This is a genomic window from Pseudomonas sp. LTJR-52, assembly GCF_003691465.1.
In the GTDB taxonomy this organism is placed as follows: Bacteria; Pseudomonadota; Gammaproteobacteria; order Pseudomonadales; family Pseudomonadaceae; genus Chryseomonas; species Chryseomonas luteola.
The window spans coordinates 4,541,067-4,555,832 of the sequence record NZ_CP033105.1; the positions used below are offsets into that span (position 1 = coordinate 4,541,067).

The following is a 14,766-nucleotide window of genomic DNA, read 5'->3' on the forward strand; positions in this document are numbered from 1 at the left end:
TTTGTATGTACAAATGTAACCATTTGATGCTGTAAGTCGATCGGTTGCGTTCGCGCTTTTGAGCAGTGACCTCAGTAGCAAGTGTGTCCACACGGCGTGAGCACGGCAGGTTGTTGGTGTTTCAGAGTGGTGCAATCAAGGATTGCATATCGGTTGTGTAGCCGCATCAGGCGGCACGTCATGTCCAGGTAATAGGACGGGTAGTCAATGAAGAAAGTAAGTACAAATACGTTGTACTGTGGTTTATTGGGGTTGGCGTTTGTGCTGCATTTCGGGCTGCTTGAGCAGAATCCCCAGAACCCTATTGGTATCAAATACCTGACAGAGCTTTATCTGGCCGCCTGTTTGGGTTTCAGCGCCATGTTTCTAGTGGGAACCGTTGGAGCTGAACGAAAAGATTACAGTGTTGCGTTCCTGTTCTGTCTGTTTTCGGCTTTTACCTTTACCTTCCTCCCGGCGTTGTTTGCCGAACTCTTTTATGGTCAGCCGCTGGTCTATGGGGTAATCGAAGAACGCAGGGTGCTGCTCTGCTTTAGTGTCATTCCCTTGTTGTACCTGGCCAAACGTGTGTCGGCGGCACAGTTTGAAAATTGCATTCTGATCGTGGCGCTAGGGGCTGTTGTCCTGTCCTGGCTGTGCTATTTCGAGGTGTTGCCAGATCTGCGAGATGGGATGGACTTGGACCTCAGCCGACCGGGCCGCGCCTCGACCGGGGCATTTGCCCTGATCATTGGCTACTGCCTGAGCATCTACTTCTGGGGCAAAGGAAAATCACCTATCGACGGCAGCCCTCGCTCCAGTCTTCGCTATGGAGTGTTGGCGCTCGTTTACCTTGCGACACTGGTGTTCGTCACACAGACCCGGCAGGTCATTCTCTTGTGCATCATCTTTACGTTCCTGTGCCTGCGGGTTAAGTCCGTGAAGCTGGCGGTGATTGGCGGCTTGCTCGTTTCCCCCTTCGTTATCGATCCTGACCTGCTCGAGCTTTTCGGGGTTAATATCGATTTCTACATGCAATCTGCCCAGAACGGCGCTACGGATAATGTGCGCGAGGCTACCATCGCCCAGATCATGGATCATCTGCATGAGTACAACTGGGTACCCAGCGGTAGTCTGAGCCTGATGTGGAATGATGGTTTCAAGCATTACTTCAGTTACTACTTCTTCCTTTCCGATGTAGGTGTGATCGGTACGCTGTTCCGCTTTGGTTTTCTAACCATCGCGATCATTCCGGTCAGCTTCCTGGTGTATTTCAAAGTGGCCAAGCGGCTGAATCCCAGTCTGGATTTTACCTTGGCTGTGTTCCTGGCCCATCTTTCTATCTGGCCTTTGCAAGGTATCTTCGAATATCAGGAGGGTATGACTGCCTTGTTATTTGTTTTCCAGGCACTTAAAACGTTTCATAGCCAGATGCCCAACGAATCGCTGTCCAATCATCCTGAGCGGGAGCCTTATCAGTTGGCCTGAACCGCATCTGACATTAAAACGGCCCGTGGAGGGCCGTTTTTTTACCTACCAGCCTGCGTATCCCGAGCTGGAAATATCAGGCAATGCGTGCATGAGTGCGTGAAAAAGATAACCGATACACCAGTACATGCCAAAGGTACTAGCCGTTCAGTCTATTGTTGTCATGCCGTCACCTCTGTTGCTCCATTTATCCAGTAGCGCTCATTGATGATTACGATGATGGCTGAGTGCCATTATACTTGTTGCTATACATCAGGTAGTGCAAGCAGAGCGGCAGTGTTCTGTTATATCGAGTGGAAACGTTTTCGTTCCTTGTAGTCGAAGTGTCATCTAGACATCAGCTGGCAGTTCGACTGGGTAGGGGCAGACATCCATGATCTTGACCGAATTCGATTGCTATCAACTGCAAAACCGGCTGGACAATATTTGCGGTGCCCGACTGCCGGCCGCCAATATCGATAGCTTCTACTTCTTTCTAGACGCTTTGCGTACCGCCCGGAATGTATCTGAGCTGGAGCTGGCTGCTGCCAAGATTGACGGTTTCATGATTGCGCTGGAAGGGGCCGGGCTTGTCAGTGGAACATCCGCCATGTTGATCGGCGGTTTTATTTCTCGGGTACAGGCACACCGTTTGGAAAGGTTGGGTGTTGAATGAGCCGCTGCTAAGTAACTGACTGGTAACCGGCTGAGTATTGGAGCCAGATAGTGATAAGCCACTCGTAGGGCTGACGATCTGCTTTATTCTTGATGATGTGTGACAGGTTCTTCGATGGGCGCTTTGCTTTTTGTATTACACGCTTGCCTTCGAAGGCTGTCCTGTTCAGCAGGTATTACGTCGCTCGTCGTGGTGCTGATCGCTTGCTCCACGTTGGCAGCAGAAGCACCTGCTGCACCAGGACGCGTATTGGTTCTGGATAACCAGGATAACTATCCTGCAGGCTACCAGACGGACTATCTGTTGCACCCCTTCGCCGAGACATTCGAGGCTATTCGCTACGCTGTACCTGATAGCGCGTGGCAGCCGAACGCAAAGGCATTAATCAGTCTTGGGTATCAGCAGGACGGTAGCTGGATCCGATTAAGGCTGGAAAACCCCTCGTCCGAGGTTCGCCGATGGTTACTGGTGGCCGAAACCCCTCTGATCGATCAGCTTGAGCTGCGCCTGTTCGATCCTGTTCTGGAGCGGTGGTCTTCAGTCGAATCGCTTGGTAATCGCATACCCTTGAGTAGGCAAGCCACCAGCGGCCCTTATCCGGTCGCTACGCTTGACTTGCCGCCCAATCAGGCCATGGTTCTGTATGGTCGCATGCGTGCGAGCCAGCCGCTGACCATTCCGATGGAGATCATGTCTCCTGCCGCGTATGAGCGCATCTATACGCAAACAGCCCTGAGCCTGAGCGCCTTTCTGGGCGCAGCAGTAATCATGCTGGCTTACAACTTATCACTCTATGTCTTCATACGGGACCGGGCCTATCTCTGGTATAGCGGTTATCTGGCCGGTGCCATCTTCTATATGGTCTGTGCGACCGGCTTTGGACGGTTGTATCTGTGGCCGGAATGGACTGAACTGGCAGTGCGTGCCACCGTTCTGTCTATTTCGCTTTGCATGGCCGGGGCCGCCCAGTTCATCAAGCACTTTCTTCAGTTATCCAGCCACAGCCGCTTCTTTTCAGTCTTATGTAAAAGCTTCCTGATCTATTGGCTTGGCGCCTCGCTGATTATCGCGATTGACCCTGCGTTCATTCCGTTTCTCGGTATCGATGTCATGGTCTTTCTCAGCTGCCTCACGGGGTTATGGGTTGGCCTTGCCTTGTGGTGGCGAGGCCATGTATCGGCCCGTTATTTCACCATCGCCTGGATAGTGCTCAATCTAGCCACCTTATATATGACGCTGGTCATGTCTGGCTTGAGCAAGGGGTGGATCAATCCGTTGTATGTCCAGATGCTGGGGTTCGCGCTTGAGTTCCTGTTGCTGTCGATGGCCTTGGCCGAGCGGATAAACCGTGAGCGTGCAGCACGAATACAGGCAAAGCAGGAGGCGATAAGAACCAGCGAGTTTCTGGCACGAGAGCGGTTGGCGACCTTGCAGGCACAAGAGAAACTATTGATTCTTCAGCAGGAAACCAACGAAGCACTCGAGCGGCGGGTGAAAGAGCGGACCCTGGCCCTGGAGGAGGCAAACCTTCAGCTGTCACGCCTGAGCCGACTGGATGCCCTGACTCAGTTACAGAACCGAAGTGCTTTTGAAGAAAACTTTACCGCCTCGCTTGCACAGGCCCTGGCAACTGGGCAAATACTGAGTGTTGTCATGATCGATATCGATCACTTCAAGCAAATTAACGATACCTATGGTCATTCGACAGGTGACGAGTGTCTGGTCAAGGTTGGGCAGGTATTGCTGAATCATACCCAGGAGGCAGGCGATCATGCAGCGCGTTTTGGTGGAGAAGAGTTCATTCTACTCTTCATGAATCGCACCCCGACTGAAATGGCAACGCTTGTTGAACGTATTCGACTCGACATGGCCTCCCTCGGCATCAAAACGGACAGCGGAACGCTGCATTTTACAGTAAGTATTGGCGTTGAATGCCGCTCTCCTCGACCAGACGATACGCGTGTCGACTATTCCAGAGCGGCTGACACAGCGCTTTACCAGGCCAAGGCCGCAGGACGTAACCAGTCCTGTTTTGCCATTACTGTCCATTAGTCAGCATAGCTCTCCTGCAACAGGCCAGCCTGCAAGAGACTGGCCTGCGGTATGCGCGATCAGTAGATGGCCAAGCGCTTACCAGCCGCGTACATCGGGAGCCAGCTTACCGACGGCCTGGTGAGCCGCCTGGTGCAGCTCCGGTGCGGATGTCTTATCCGACGCGAGGATATTGGCCTCTTCTGCGCTGGGCTGAAGAGGCTTCTGGCGGAACAGCAAGGTATAGAAGGAGGCGGCGCAGGCATACCCGCCTGAGAAAGAGGCATGGCGCCCGTCAGCAATGTACAGCTTGGCCACTGAATCGCTTGCAAACGTACCCTTCCAGGACTCACCGCAAGGGGAGAGCTGGGCGCCCATCTTGCGCGCCAGGCTCACGTACTCCTTATAGATCTGTGGTTGCTTACCCTGTTGATTCTCGTTGGCCCAGGTTTCGAACAGAATCGGCTTGGCATGGTGGGCACGAATCAGGTCATTGAATTTCAGCGCATATTCTTCCAGCCGTTCTGGCTGAAGCAATGGCCGAGCGGCGTGCTCCTGCAGGACAACATAGTCATAGGTGTTGCTTGCCAGCTTGCTTTGTACCGCTCCACTGTTCCAGTGCTGCTCAAGGGTATATGAGGGTTTGGCAATCGAGTCCGCCTCGATGGTGCAAGACGATGATGCGTTGTCGTGGGCGCGTGACGCCATTCCCATCAGGGTGGTCGTCAAACTGTTCGCATAGGTGTAGCTGTTACCAACGAACAACATGCGAATGGTGCACGAAGAAGCCTCAGAACTCTGAGCAGCAGCGGCGTAATGTGCGCTGGCGATGCATCCAGCAAAGAGTGTGGCAAGCTTCAGGGAACGGGTGAACAAGACCCTATCCTCCATACATTTATGAGGGTTAAACAACAGGTGTGGGCTGCAAACGGCATCCTGGTGCGTTTGCGGGGGCGCATTGTGCGAGGAGGAGGCGGTATTTATAAGGAGTGACTGTGCGGGGAGTCACGTACTGCTATTTGGAACAAGCGAAACGGCGAACGTGTGCAAAGTTCAGGGAAATAAAATTTCCCAAGATTTCGGTAGTGGTGGCTATTTAATAGCTAAATAATAGCTAAAATCAAGAATAAATAGTATTATTTGCCTAATAACAGCAATTTTTAAGAGCGAGGCTTAGCTCGCTTGTGAGCCCTGCTGAGGCTCAACGACATCCTCATCGATATACCGGCCAGCTTTTTCCTGTTCCAGAAATGCCGCGTACTGATCCTCCGTGATCTGGTTTTCCAGCAGCAGTTGCCAGCCATAGGATTCGACTGCCTTCTTGTTCCAGCGAATCTCCCCCAGGCTGTCCGGGTTTTTGATGCAGCGGATATAACGCTTCCAGTACGCGTCCATGGTGACTCCTGCTTCCTGCTCATGAGTAAGGGGGCGCGTGGTATATCACAACTGATGGATTTGTGAAGCGGTACGTATAAGAAGTGTCCAACTTTCTGCTTGACAGAGGCGGCCATGCTTGCCTCAGGCCAGCAAACGAGCGGGTCAGGAATCAAGGTTCAGCTGGCGACCACTGTGTCCGGGTTTTTCAAGTACATCGGCGACCTCGGCGGCGAGATGGAGAAGCTCATAATCTTCTTCGAGACTGATCGAGTCGTCGGCTTCCCGTTCATCCAAAATGGGACAGTTGACCAGTGTCCAGTGAAGCGGGCTGGTATCGAGCCGCTCGTGAATCTTCTGGCAGACACGTCGCCAGCGAGGGTCAACATCTTCATCTTCCAGCGCAGCGAAATCACCTACTAGCATGAGCTGGGATACCTTGCCTTTGCGCAGGCCGCTGATGAGTGCCGCCACAGCATCGATCAGGTAGTTGGGATCTTCGACCTCAACTACTACGCGAGGCGGCTCCAGTACTGCGACGACTGCCTTCATTCCAGCCACCCCCTGGCTGACCTTATAGGCGCTGAATAGGTTGCCAGGAGCTGATTGAGGATAGGGGCGGGGCGGCAATGTCTTGAGATCTGCCTGTAGCGGCACGGCTTCATGTTCGCGATTAAGCAACTCATTGATCAATGCCTGGCCCAGCGGGCTTTGCGCGCCGTAGACCGCGACCTTGAGCGCTCGTGTTGCCGCATACGTCATGAGAACCTCGCCTCTGTCAATCCTAGATGACTGACCGGACGGAGCGCCCAAGGTTCTGCCGCGACCGTACCGGCCATCCCACTGCTTAGGCTACATCGGCCGGATCGCCATAGGCTTTAAGAAAACAGTAGGACAGTCCTTGTCGCTCTGAAGAAAAATGTTATCGCGCCGCTGAAGACCGCACGTGACTGGCCGATAGCCTCTATAGCCAAACAGAAATCTGTTAACCAGACCTTGTATATCCCCATCTTCAGTAGGGCCGAGTCGTATGCTCAGTAGAATAAAGTTCAGCCACAAGATCCTGGCAACGGCCTCGGTAGTGCTGATTGCTGCCTTCTCGTTGTTCATGACGTACAACGATTATCTGCAACGTACGGCAATCACCCGGGACCTGACCGTTCGCCTCAATGAACTGGGCACCAGTGCCTCCAGCAATATTGCCAACTGGGTAAGTGGGCGTATCACGCTGCTTGAAGGAGAGGCGCAGGCGGTACAGCGTGATCTTGCCCCTCAGGCATTCACTGCAGTGCTGGAGCAGAAAGCATATACCTCAAGCTTTGACCTGACCTATCTGGGGCAGGCGGACGGTACGTTTACGGTTCGACCCTCTATCAGTATGCCTGCCGGCTATGACCCGAGAACACGCCCCTGGTATCAGGGCGCCCAAGCCAAAGCCGGGTCGATTCTGACAGAGCCTTATGTAGATGCCGCTTCGGGCGGATTGATCATGAGCCTTGCCACACCCGTCATGCATGAAGGGCAACTGGCGGGTGTTCTGGGAGGCGATCTGAGTCTGCAGACGATGGTGGGTATCGTCAATTCGCTCGACCTGGGCGGTATCGGTCATGCAATTCTGGTGAATAGCGAAGGCAAGGTACTGGTCAGCCCCAGAAAAGAGGAGGTGATGAAAAGCCTCGCTGAGCTGTTTCCCGCCGGTGCGCCTGCACTGGATGGCGCGCTCAAGCGGGTCGAGCTGGACGGCAAGCCTCAGCTTATGGTCTTCAAGCCGGTCACCGGTCTGCCATCGGTCAACTGGTACCTGGGCCTGATGGTTGATGAAGAGAAAGCTTACGCCCCGCTCAAGGAGTTCAGAACCTCGGCCGTGCTGGCCATGGTGATTGGCGTTGTGCTGATCATGCTGCTCCTGGGTGTGCTGATTCGTGTACTGATGCGGCCGCTCACGACCATGAGCCAGGCAATGCAGGACATCGCACAAGGAGAGGGCGACCTGACCCGGCGTCTGGCCATCAATAGCCAGGACGAGTTTGGTGTGCTGGCCGCTGCCTTCAACCGCTTTGTCGAGCGTATCCATGGCTCGATCAGTGAAGTATCGGCCAGTACCCGCCAGCTCAACGAGGTCTCCCGTCAGGTGCTGGCGGCCTCCAACTCCTCGCTGCACAACTCGGACAATCAGGCCGGACGTACTGGAAGCGTGGCGGCAGCTATCAACCAGCTGGGGGCCGCCACACAGGAGATCGCCCGCAACGCTGCCGATGCGTCCGTACAGGCTACCAGTGCCCGGCAGCAGGCCGAGGAGGGTCGCCGCGTACTGGGCCAGACCCTGACGGCAATGGAAACCCTGTCCGCCAACATCAGCGCCTCCTGCGGCCGTATCGATGAGCTGAACCAGAAGACCACCCGCATCGGACATATCCTGGAAGTGATCCAGGGCATTTCCGAGCAGACCAACCTGCTGGCGCTCAACGCTGCGATCGAAGCTGCACGGGCAGGCGATGCTGGGCGTGGTTTTGCGGTGGTAGCGGACGAGGTGCGTGGTCTGGCACATCGTACCCAGAGTTCGGCCCGAGAGATCCAGAGCATGATTCAGGAGCTGCAAACCGGGGCGAGCGAAGCGGTTTCCACCATGACCGAAAGTCAGCGCTTCAGCGAGGACAGCATGACCATCGCGCAAAAGGCCAACGAGCGGTTGGGCTCGGTAGCCGAGCGCATTACCGATATCGATGGCATGACCCAGTCGGTGGCGGCCGCTACGGAAGAGCAAAGCGCGGTGGTGGAGTCGCTTAATGTCGACATTACCGAGATCAACTCGCTCAACCAGCAGGGCGTGGAAAACCTGAACGCGACCCTGGGCGCTTGCCATGCCCTGGAGCAACAGGCCAATCGCCTCGATCAGCTCGTTTCAAGTTTCAGAATCTGACTGAGGAAAAGCCTTGCCATTAAGGCGAGGCTTTCTTTAGTTGTCTTGCAAAGGTGCAACCAGGGTGCTACCAATCTATGCACCTTTTTGATGCGGGTTGCACACATTGTTACCGTTATAAGCACAATTAAAGTGCGAGCTATTTATATGGGTGAAACCATTCAGCAAGTCTATAGCAAGGAGTAAGCTTAAAAATCGTGCACATTGGTGGAAGTTCGCTCCAATTTATGGCATTTAGCAAAGGTGTTTGGTAGCTGGCTCATATATTGCTGCTGAAGGGTTTTTCCGCTTTAGGTAGCACCTATGAGCCAAGTACATAATGAAAAAAGCCTTTCACCAGCTCTAAAACCCCGCCATGTCACTATGCTTTCAATCGCTGGGGTAATCGGTGCCGGTTTATTTGTAGGATCCGGCCACGCCATTGCCGCTGCAGGTCCCGCTGTTCTGCTGGCCTATTCACTGGCAGGCACCCTTGTCGTACTGGTTATGCGCATGTTGGGCGAGATGGCGGTAGCCTCGCCGGACACGGGTTCTTTTTCTTCTTACGCGCAACGCGGCATTGGACGTTGGGCAGGGTTCACAATCGGTTGGTTGTACTGGTGGTTCTGGGTATTGGTTATCCCCCTTGAAGCCGTTGCGGCAGCGTCCATTCTGAACTCCTGGTTCCCTGTAGTGGCTACGTGGCAATTTGCACTGGCTATCACTGCGCTTCTTACCGTTACCAATCTGTTTAGTGTTGCCAAATACGGTGAGTTCGAGTTCTGGTTCGCGCTGCTCAAGGTTATGGCTATTGTTGCGTTCATTGCGCTGGGTGCATTTGCCTTGGCCGGTGGGCTGCCAGGACGGGAAGTCAGCGGCCTGGGACGCCTGATGGAAATGACCGGTGGGTTTATGCCCCATGGCTTTGGCGCAGTACTGGGTGCTTTGCTTACGACGATGTTCAGTTTCATGGGCACCGAGATCGTGACCATTGCTGCGGCTGAGTCCAAGAATCCTTCCAAACAAATCAGCAAGGCGACTAACTCGGTTATCTGGCGTATTGCACTGTTCTATCTGGTGTCGATTTTCCTGGTTGTTTCCATGGTTCCGTGGAATGACCCCCAACTGCCTATCGTGGGTTCGTATCAGCGTGCGCTTGAGGTGATGTCCATCCCGCACGCCAAGCTGATCGTGGATGTTGTGGTGCTGGTGGCAGTAGCCAGTTGTCTGAACTCGGCCCTGTATACCGCCTCACGCATGCTGTTCTCGCTGAGCCGTCGTGGCGATGCACCTGCAATGACAGGGCGTGTCTCGGCAAACGGCGTCCCCCGCTCGGCTGTATTGGCCAGCACGGCCGTAGGCTTTATGAGTACCATTGCAAACTACACTATGCCTGAAGCCGTCTTTGGCTTCCTGCTGGCAACCTCCGGCGCTGTTGCCTTGCTGGTTTATCTGGTCATCGCCATTTCCCAGCTGCGTCTGCGTCACAAGTTGGAAGCCCATGGCGAGGTGATCGAGTTTCGCATGTGGCTGTTCCCCTACCTGACCTGGGCAGTTATTGTTTTCATTGTTGGCGCATTGACCGTCATGCTGTTCAGCGAGGCGCACCGTATGGAAATCATGGCAACCGGCCTGCTGGCCCTGATCGTGGTCGCCATTGGTAATCTGGTGGGCAAGCGCCATGCGGCAGCCAACCGGGTACCTGCCGCTGTCGTTCAGGGACGCTGAAAGACGCTCAATAAAAACATCTGATACAAAAAAGCCAGGATCGTCTCCGATCCTGGCTTTTTTGTATGCAGCCTGGCTATTACCTGGCCGCTGCTCGCCGTAAGGCTAGAAGATGCCGCCTCCCTGGCCGGTAAGTACATCGAAGAGCAGCTTGATGTTCAACGCAACGATCAGCAGGGCGATAAACCATGCCAGCGCCGCCACGCTACGACTAATGGCAAAACTGCCCATTAGTGTGCGATTTGATACGAACCGTACCAGCGGTATCACTGCAAATGGCAACTGCATGGATAAAACGACTTGACTCAAGACCAGCAGTTTTGCCGTGCCGCTTTCCCCGTACAGGATGGTAACCGCCACGACTGGAATGATGGCCAGCCCACGAGTGATCAGGCGACGTGCCCAGTCTGGCAGACGCAGGTTGAGAAAGCCTTCCATGACAATCTGGCCCGCCAGGGTGGCCGTCACAGTGGAGTTGATCCCTGAAGCCAATAGCGCTACCGCAAACAGTATCGAGGCGATACCTACGCCTAGCATCGGTGATAACAGGTGGTACGCCTGATCGATTTCCTCGACGTCTGTACGGCCTGCCTGATGAAAGACAGCCGCTGCTGTAATCAGAATGGACGCATTGACGAACAGGGCCAGCATAAGCGCAATGGTACTGTCCGTTACCGCCCAGCGAATACCCTGACGACGACCTTCTTCCGTACGGGGGTAGGCACGCGTCTGCACGATGGAGGAGTGCAGATACAGATTGTGCGGCATCACGGTCGCACCGATGATACCGATGGCCAGGTAAAGGGCTTCCGGATTCGTCACCACTTCTGCCTGGGGCAAAAATCCTTGGAGAATCTCGCCCACGGCGGGTTGTGCGAGCATCATCTGAACGCCAAAGCAGGCGAAGATAATGGTCAAAAGGGCGATGACAAAGGCTTCCAGCCAGCGGAAACCACGGCGCATCAGAAGCAGAATGATGAAGACATCGGCGGCGGTAATGATGGCTCCCCAGACCAAAGGAATACCAAACAGTAGATTCAGGGCAATGGCGGTGCCGATTACCTCAGCCAGATCGCAGGCAATGATTGCCACCTCGCAGGCGATCCAGAGAAGGAAATTGACTGGCCTGGAGTATTGATGGCGGCAGGCCTGCGCAAGATCCAACCCCGATGCGATACCCAGCCGCGCTGCCAGCGACTGGAGCAGAATAGCCATGAGGTTGGACAGCAGGATCACTGACAGCAGCATATAGCCAAACTTGGAGCCGCCCGCGAGGTCGGTTGCCCAGTTGCCCGGATCCATATAGCCCACGGCTACCATGTAGCCAGGGCCGATAAAAGCCATCAGACGACGCAGCCAGTGCCCGGTTGCAGGAACAGGCACGCTGGCGTTCATTCGTCCCAGGCTGGGGCGCGGTTCTTCCCTGTCACCCCAGGAAAGTGCTGCATAAGTGGCCGACTCTTTCATGTAATGAACGCTCGCAAGGATTGTACAACGTAATACATATGAAACTTAGCCTAGGCTAAGTTTCCAAGCACGGGCAATAAAACTTATCTATTTCAAGGATTGACGGTTAAACATTTTGGCGTTGCAGAGGGGATCGGTCAGAATAGGGCGGCCCTACTAGTGTGTATTGGGCGCTTGATTCATTCTGGAGAATGTGTGGTGAGCAAAGTTCGAGGAGAAGCGGTATCGATGAAACCCCTGGTAGAGGCTTCCGTACACATGGAAGGCTTTCAGCAGGTGCGTGAAGCGCATCGGCAGGAACTCATTGAAGATTACGTCGAACTGATTTCCGACCTGATCCATGCCCACGGCGAGGCGCGCCAGATTGATATCGCCACCCGGATTGGTGTCGCCCAGCCTACGGTCGCGAAAATGCTCAAGCGTCTTGCTACCTGTGGCTATGTCGTCCAAAAGCCGTACCGGGGCATCTTCCTGACGCCGGAAGGGGAAGCGCTCGCCCAAGCCAGCCGTGAACGGCACCACATTGTCGAGTCTTTCCTCCTGGCCCTGGGAGTGGATCCAAGCGTTGCCCGACGTGACGCGGAAGGTATCGAACACCATGTCAGCAGCGAAACATTGGACATCTTTCGCCGCTTCGTGGAAGCCAAGCACGCCTGACCCTTTATAAAGGCGTTCAACTCAAATCATGCAACGGCTTGTCCAGTGCAGGCCCAACGGTAAAGTCCGAGAATACGATTTCCAGGCCAGCGCGTTCGGGCGTGCAGCAGAACGGTCCGACTTCAACGGCGCTGGAGCCTGGAAAATAGGCCAGCCTTAGCAATGGCCACTCTTGCCCATCCAACGAATACTGAATTCTCAAGGCGTTGTCCTTGAGGGTCGCCCTGAGCCAGAAGGTATCAGGCTCGCCCGGCAGTGCACCTACAGCCCAGTCCGAGTGGCCCAGCGTCAACACACTACCGATGAGGCGCTGGCCATCACTGACCTCTATACCCGCTTTACACCATGTGGTGTTGTTCATACGGATCATGAGCCCTGCCTGATCGTAGAGTTCGCTGAAGCGACCCTCCACTTTCACCGTTGCCGTGAAGTCACCTCCTGCGGCGACGTGAAACCAATGCCCGGTGTCTCTGATAAAGCCATAATAAGTCTCGCGCCAGAAGTCGGTATGCGCATCCGTCGTAACGCGCAAGCGATCATTCTCAAGTGCCCAGCGGCTGGGCTCGTTCAACCATTTGCAGTGATTCCACATGATCTGGGCTCCAGAGGTCAGTGCGAAGGAGGGCTGGTACGATCGGCGTTGTCTATTGTTCTCAGCACCCGGCAGGGATTACCTACCGCCACCACATGGGCCGGGATATCTTTCGTTACGACGCTACCTGCGCCGATGACAGCGCCTTCGCCAATCGTCACACCTGGCAACACCGTAACGCCCCCACCAATCCAGACGTTGTCGCCGATGGTAATGGGATGCGCATATTCCAGACCCTGATTTCGTCGTTCTGCATCCAGCGGATGGCCAGCCGTGTAGAGACCTACGTTGGGCGCTATGAATACGTTGCGGCCAATGCTGACCTTGGCGCAATCCAGAATTACCAGATTGACATTGGAATAGAAGTTTTCTCCCAGCTCGATGTTATAGCCGTAATCGCAATGAAAGGGCGCTTCGATGAGGATGTGCTCCCCTGTCTTGCCCAACAGCGTTTTCAAAATACGCTTTTTGCCCTCAAGGTCCCGAGGATCAAGGTGGTTATAAGCATGAACCTGAACCTTGGCCTCCAGGCGCTGCTGGATAAGTTCGGCATCATTGTTGGCGTCATAGAGCAGGCCGGCGGCCGCTTTTTCGCGTTCATTCATGGCAGGCTTCCTTGATTCGACGTTCCGGATGCAATCGACTGTCCCGTACGGCAGGTGCCAGCAGGACCGTGGCCGCCACCAATACCAGTACTACAACCATGGCCATGCGTAACCCGTAGGCTTGTCCAATGAAGCCCAGCGAGGGCGGGCCGATCAGAAAGGCGAGATAGCCCACGGTTGCCACGGCCGCTACCCGCTTGGCCGACTGTTCGCCAGAGTCGCCGGCAGCAGAGATCCCCACCGGAAAACCCAGCGATGCGCCAAGCCCCCAGAAGAGTACAGAGGCCGCCGCCAAGATGGGGTTGTCAGAGAACGACACGAGGGCAATACCCAACGCACCGGACAGGGCACTGGCCCGTATGACGGCCTCTCGGCTGAATCGCTGGAGGATATAGGTTCCTGAAAAGCGCCCTATCGTCATGGCCGTGGTAAAGCCGGCATACACGAGTGCGCTGGACGCAGGATCGAAACCGTGTCCATCGACCATCAACAGCGGCAGCCAGTCAGTGGCGGAGCCTTCCGCCAGGGCAAGCGCCAGTACAATCAGACCAATCATGATCAGCGTCTTGTCTTTCCACGGTCTGAAAGGCATGGCCGGCGGCTGCTCTGCCTTGCTTGTGGTATGTGTCTGTCCGGTACCCGGGGGGATGGCGAGGCACGCCCAGATGCAGGGAAGCAGGGTTGCCGCGCCCATGAGAATAAGGTGCCAGAAGACCGGCAGCGAAAGATGAGTCAGTCCCAGGCTGATCAGCGAGCCTGCCAATGTGCCAAGGCTGAAGCAGCCATGAAGCGCGGGCAGAAGCGGTTTGCGTGTAGTGGTTTCAAGTTCGGCGCCCTCGATATTGATGGCGATGTCCGAAAGGCCCAGGCCTAGGCCGAACAGAAAAAGCCCGGCAAACACGCCCATGGCCAGCGAGGCAGTGGAGGCTCCAGCAATGGCCAGAAACCCCAGGTATACCAATACCAGCCCGCCACCGATGACGGGTCGGGTACCCACCCGGCTTACCAGGCGGCCCGAGGCAAGCACGCCGAGCATGGCTCCCAGTGACAGGCCGAACAGGATCATGCCCATCTCACTGGTCGAGGCACTCAACAGGTCGCGGATATCAGGGGTCCGGGTTACCCATGACGCCAACAGGAGTCCAGGGATCAAAAACAGTACAAACAGGGCGGTACGTCTACGCCGAATCGCGGGAGTCACGGATTTACTCCATCCTAGGTAAAACAAAATCAGGGCTTATGTGTACGTTCGTACACATGGTAGCCTGTTCGTTCCATCCGTCTACCCGAC

The 14,766-nt window shown here is 55.1% G+C and carries 13 protein-coding genes and 1 pseudogene; 7 read left to right on the forward strand and 7 right to left on the reverse strand.

The window, feature by feature from the left end; genetic code table 11:
* The first annotated feature begins 207 nt into the window (after positions 1-207).
* The 3 genes from EAW52_RS21160 (at position 208) to EAW52_RS21170 (ending at position 4,174) form a co-directional block, all read left to right on the forward strand.
* Positions 208-1,467 (forward strand): hypothetical protein, encoded by a 1,260-nt coding sequence (locus tag EAW52_RS21160; RefSeq protein ID WP_122043950.1) that lies wholly within the window; start codon positions 208-210, stop codon positions 1,465-1,467.
* Between the two features lie 373 nt (positions 1,468-1,840).
* Positions 1,841-2,122 (forward strand): hypothetical protein, encoded by a 282-nt coding sequence (locus EAW52_RS21165; RefSeq protein WP_122043951.1) that lies wholly within the window; start codon positions 1,841-1,843, stop codon positions 2,120-2,122.
* A 114-nt stretch (positions 2,123-2,236) separates the two neighbouring features.
* The gene (locus EAW52_RS21170; RefSeq protein ID WP_122043952.1) at positions 2,237-4,174 is read left to right on the forward strand and encodes a diguanylate cyclase; all 1,938 of its coding nucleotides are present in this window, start codon (positions 2,237-2,239) and stop codon (positions 4,172-4,174) included.
* A gap of 78 nt (positions 4,175-4,252) precedes the next feature.
* Here EAW52_RS21170 and EAW52_RS21175 read toward each other — a convergent pair whose 3' ends face one another.
* From EAW52_RS21175 to EAW52_RS21185, 3 genes are all read right to left on the reverse strand, one after another.
* Complete coding sequence (locus EAW52_RS21175) at positions 4,253-5,029, reverse strand: SGNH/GDSL hydrolase family protein (protein ID WP_122043953.1); 777 nt, start codon at positions 5,027-5,029, stop codon at positions 4,253-4,255.
* A gap of 297 nt (positions 5,030-5,326) precedes the next feature.
* Positions 5,327-5,548: a hypothetical protein gene (locus EAW52_RS21180; RefSeq protein ID WP_122043954.1), complete on the reverse strand. Its 222-nt coding sequence runs from the start codon at positions 5,546-5,548 to the stop codon at positions 5,327-5,329.
* A gap of 144 nt (positions 5,549-5,692) precedes the next feature.
* The gene (locus EAW52_RS21185; RefSeq protein ID WP_122043955.1) at positions 5,693-6,289 is read right to left on the reverse strand and encodes an NAD(P)H-binding protein; all 597 of its coding nucleotides are present in this window, start codon (positions 6,287-6,289) and stop codon (positions 5,693-5,695) included.
* A gap of 346 nt (positions 6,290-6,635) precedes the next feature.
* On the opposite strand from EAW52_RS21185, the pseudogene EAW52_RS26940 reads away from it, so the two are divergent.
* The 3 genes and pseudogenes from EAW52_RS26940 to gabP form a co-directional block, all read left to right on the forward strand.
* Positions 6,636-7,589: pseudogene (locus EAW52_RS26940) on the forward strand (cache domain-containing protein); the annotation flags it as partial.
* Between the two features lie 132 nt (positions 7,590-7,721).
* Entirely contained in the window at positions 7,722-8,447 is a 726-nt protein-coding gene (locus EAW52_RS26945; protein ID WP_371106381.1) for a methyl-accepting chemotaxis protein, read from the forward strand.
* Positions 8,448-8,750: 303 nt separating this feature from the next.
* Positions 8,751-10,154 (forward strand): GABA permease, encoded by a 1,404-nt coding sequence (gene gabP / locus EAW52_RS21195; protein ID WP_122043957.1) that lies wholly within the window; start codon positions 8,751-8,753, stop codon positions 10,152-10,154.
* 105 nt (positions 10,155-10,259) lie between these two features.
* On the opposite strand, the gene EAW52_RS21200 is transcribed toward gabP, so the two are convergent.
* The gene (locus EAW52_RS21200; protein WP_074829118.1) at positions 10,260-11,621 is read right to left on the reverse strand and encodes an Nramp family divalent metal transporter; all 1,362 of its coding nucleotides are present in this window, start codon (positions 11,619-11,621) and stop codon (positions 10,260-10,262) included.
* A 198-nt stretch (positions 11,622-11,819) separates the two neighbouring features.
* On the opposite strand from EAW52_RS21200, the gene mntR reads away from it, so the two are divergent.
* A complete protein-coding gene (gene mntR, locus EAW52_RS21205; protein WP_233432230.1) occupies positions 11,820-12,278 on the forward strand; it encodes a manganese-binding transcriptional regulator MntR in 459 nt (152 codons plus the stop codon).
* A 16-nt stretch (positions 12,279-12,294) separates the two neighbouring features.
* Here mntR and EAW52_RS21210 read toward each other — a convergent pair whose 3' ends face one another.
* The 3 genes from EAW52_RS21210 to EAW52_RS21220 are packed head-to-tail and all read right to left on the reverse strand — an operon-like array spanning position 12,295 to position 14,676.
* Positions 12,295-12,870 carry a DUF1349 domain-containing protein gene (locus EAW52_RS21210; RefSeq protein WP_074829114.1) on the reverse strand — a complete coding sequence of 192 codons (576 nt, stop codon included), beginning with the start codon at positions 12,868-12,870 and terminating at the stop codon, positions 12,295-12,297.
* A 17-nt stretch (positions 12,871-12,887) separates the two neighbouring features.
* On the reverse strand, positions 12,888-13,475 hold the full coding sequence (locus EAW52_RS21215) for a sugar O-acetyltransferase (RefSeq protein WP_122043958.1): 588 nt from the start codon (positions 13,473-13,475) through the stop codon (positions 12,888-12,890).
* A complete protein-coding gene (locus EAW52_RS21220) occupies positions 13,468-14,676 on the reverse strand; it encodes an MFS transporter (RefSeq protein ID WP_122043959.1) in 1,209 nt (402 codons plus the stop codon). Before EAW52_RS21220 ends, EAW52_RS21215 begins: the two co-directional genes overlap by 8 nt.
* Positions 14,677-14,766 lie beyond the last annotated feature (90 nt).

What these genes read in the sequence shown, in the direction of transcription:
- EAW52_RS21210 (WP_074829114.1), bottom strand. Translation starts at nt 12,870, where the DNA reads ATGTGGAATCACTGCAAATGGTTGAACGAGCCCAGCCGCTGGGCACTT.
- EAW52_RS21215 (WP_122043958.1), bottom strand. Translation starts at nt 13,475, where the DNA reads ATGAATGAACGCGAAAAAGCGGCCGCCGGCCTGCTCTATGACGCCAAC.
- EAW52_RS21170 (WP_122043952.1), top strand. Translation starts at nt 2,237, where the DNA reads ATGGGCGCTTTGCTTTTTGTATTACACGCTTGCCTTCGAAGGCTGTCC.
- gabP (WP_122043957.1), top strand. Translation starts at nt 8,751, where the DNA reads ATGAGCCAAGTACATAATGAAAAAAGCCTTTCACCAGCTCTAAAACCC.
- EAW52_RS21180 (WP_122043954.1), bottom strand. Translation starts at nt 5,548, where the DNA reads ATGGACGCGTACTGGAAGCGTTATATCCGCTGCATCAAAAACCCGGAC.
- EAW52_RS21185 (WP_122043955.1), bottom strand. Translation starts at nt 6,289, where the DNA reads ATGACGTATGCGGCAACACGAGCGCTCAAGGTCGCGGTCTACGGCGCG.
- EAW52_RS21200 (WP_074829118.1), bottom strand. Translation starts at nt 11,621, where the DNA reads ATGAAAGAGTCGGCCACTTATGCAGCACTTTCCTGGGGTGACAGGGAA.
- EAW52_RS21160 (WP_122043950.1), top strand. Translation starts at nt 208, where the DNA reads ATGAAGAAAGTAAGTACAAATACGTTGTACTGTGGTTTATTGGGGTTG.
- EAW52_RS21165 (WP_122043951.1), top strand. Translation starts at nt 1,841, where the DNA reads ATGATCTTGACCGAATTCGATTGCTATCAACTGCAAAACCGGCTGGAC.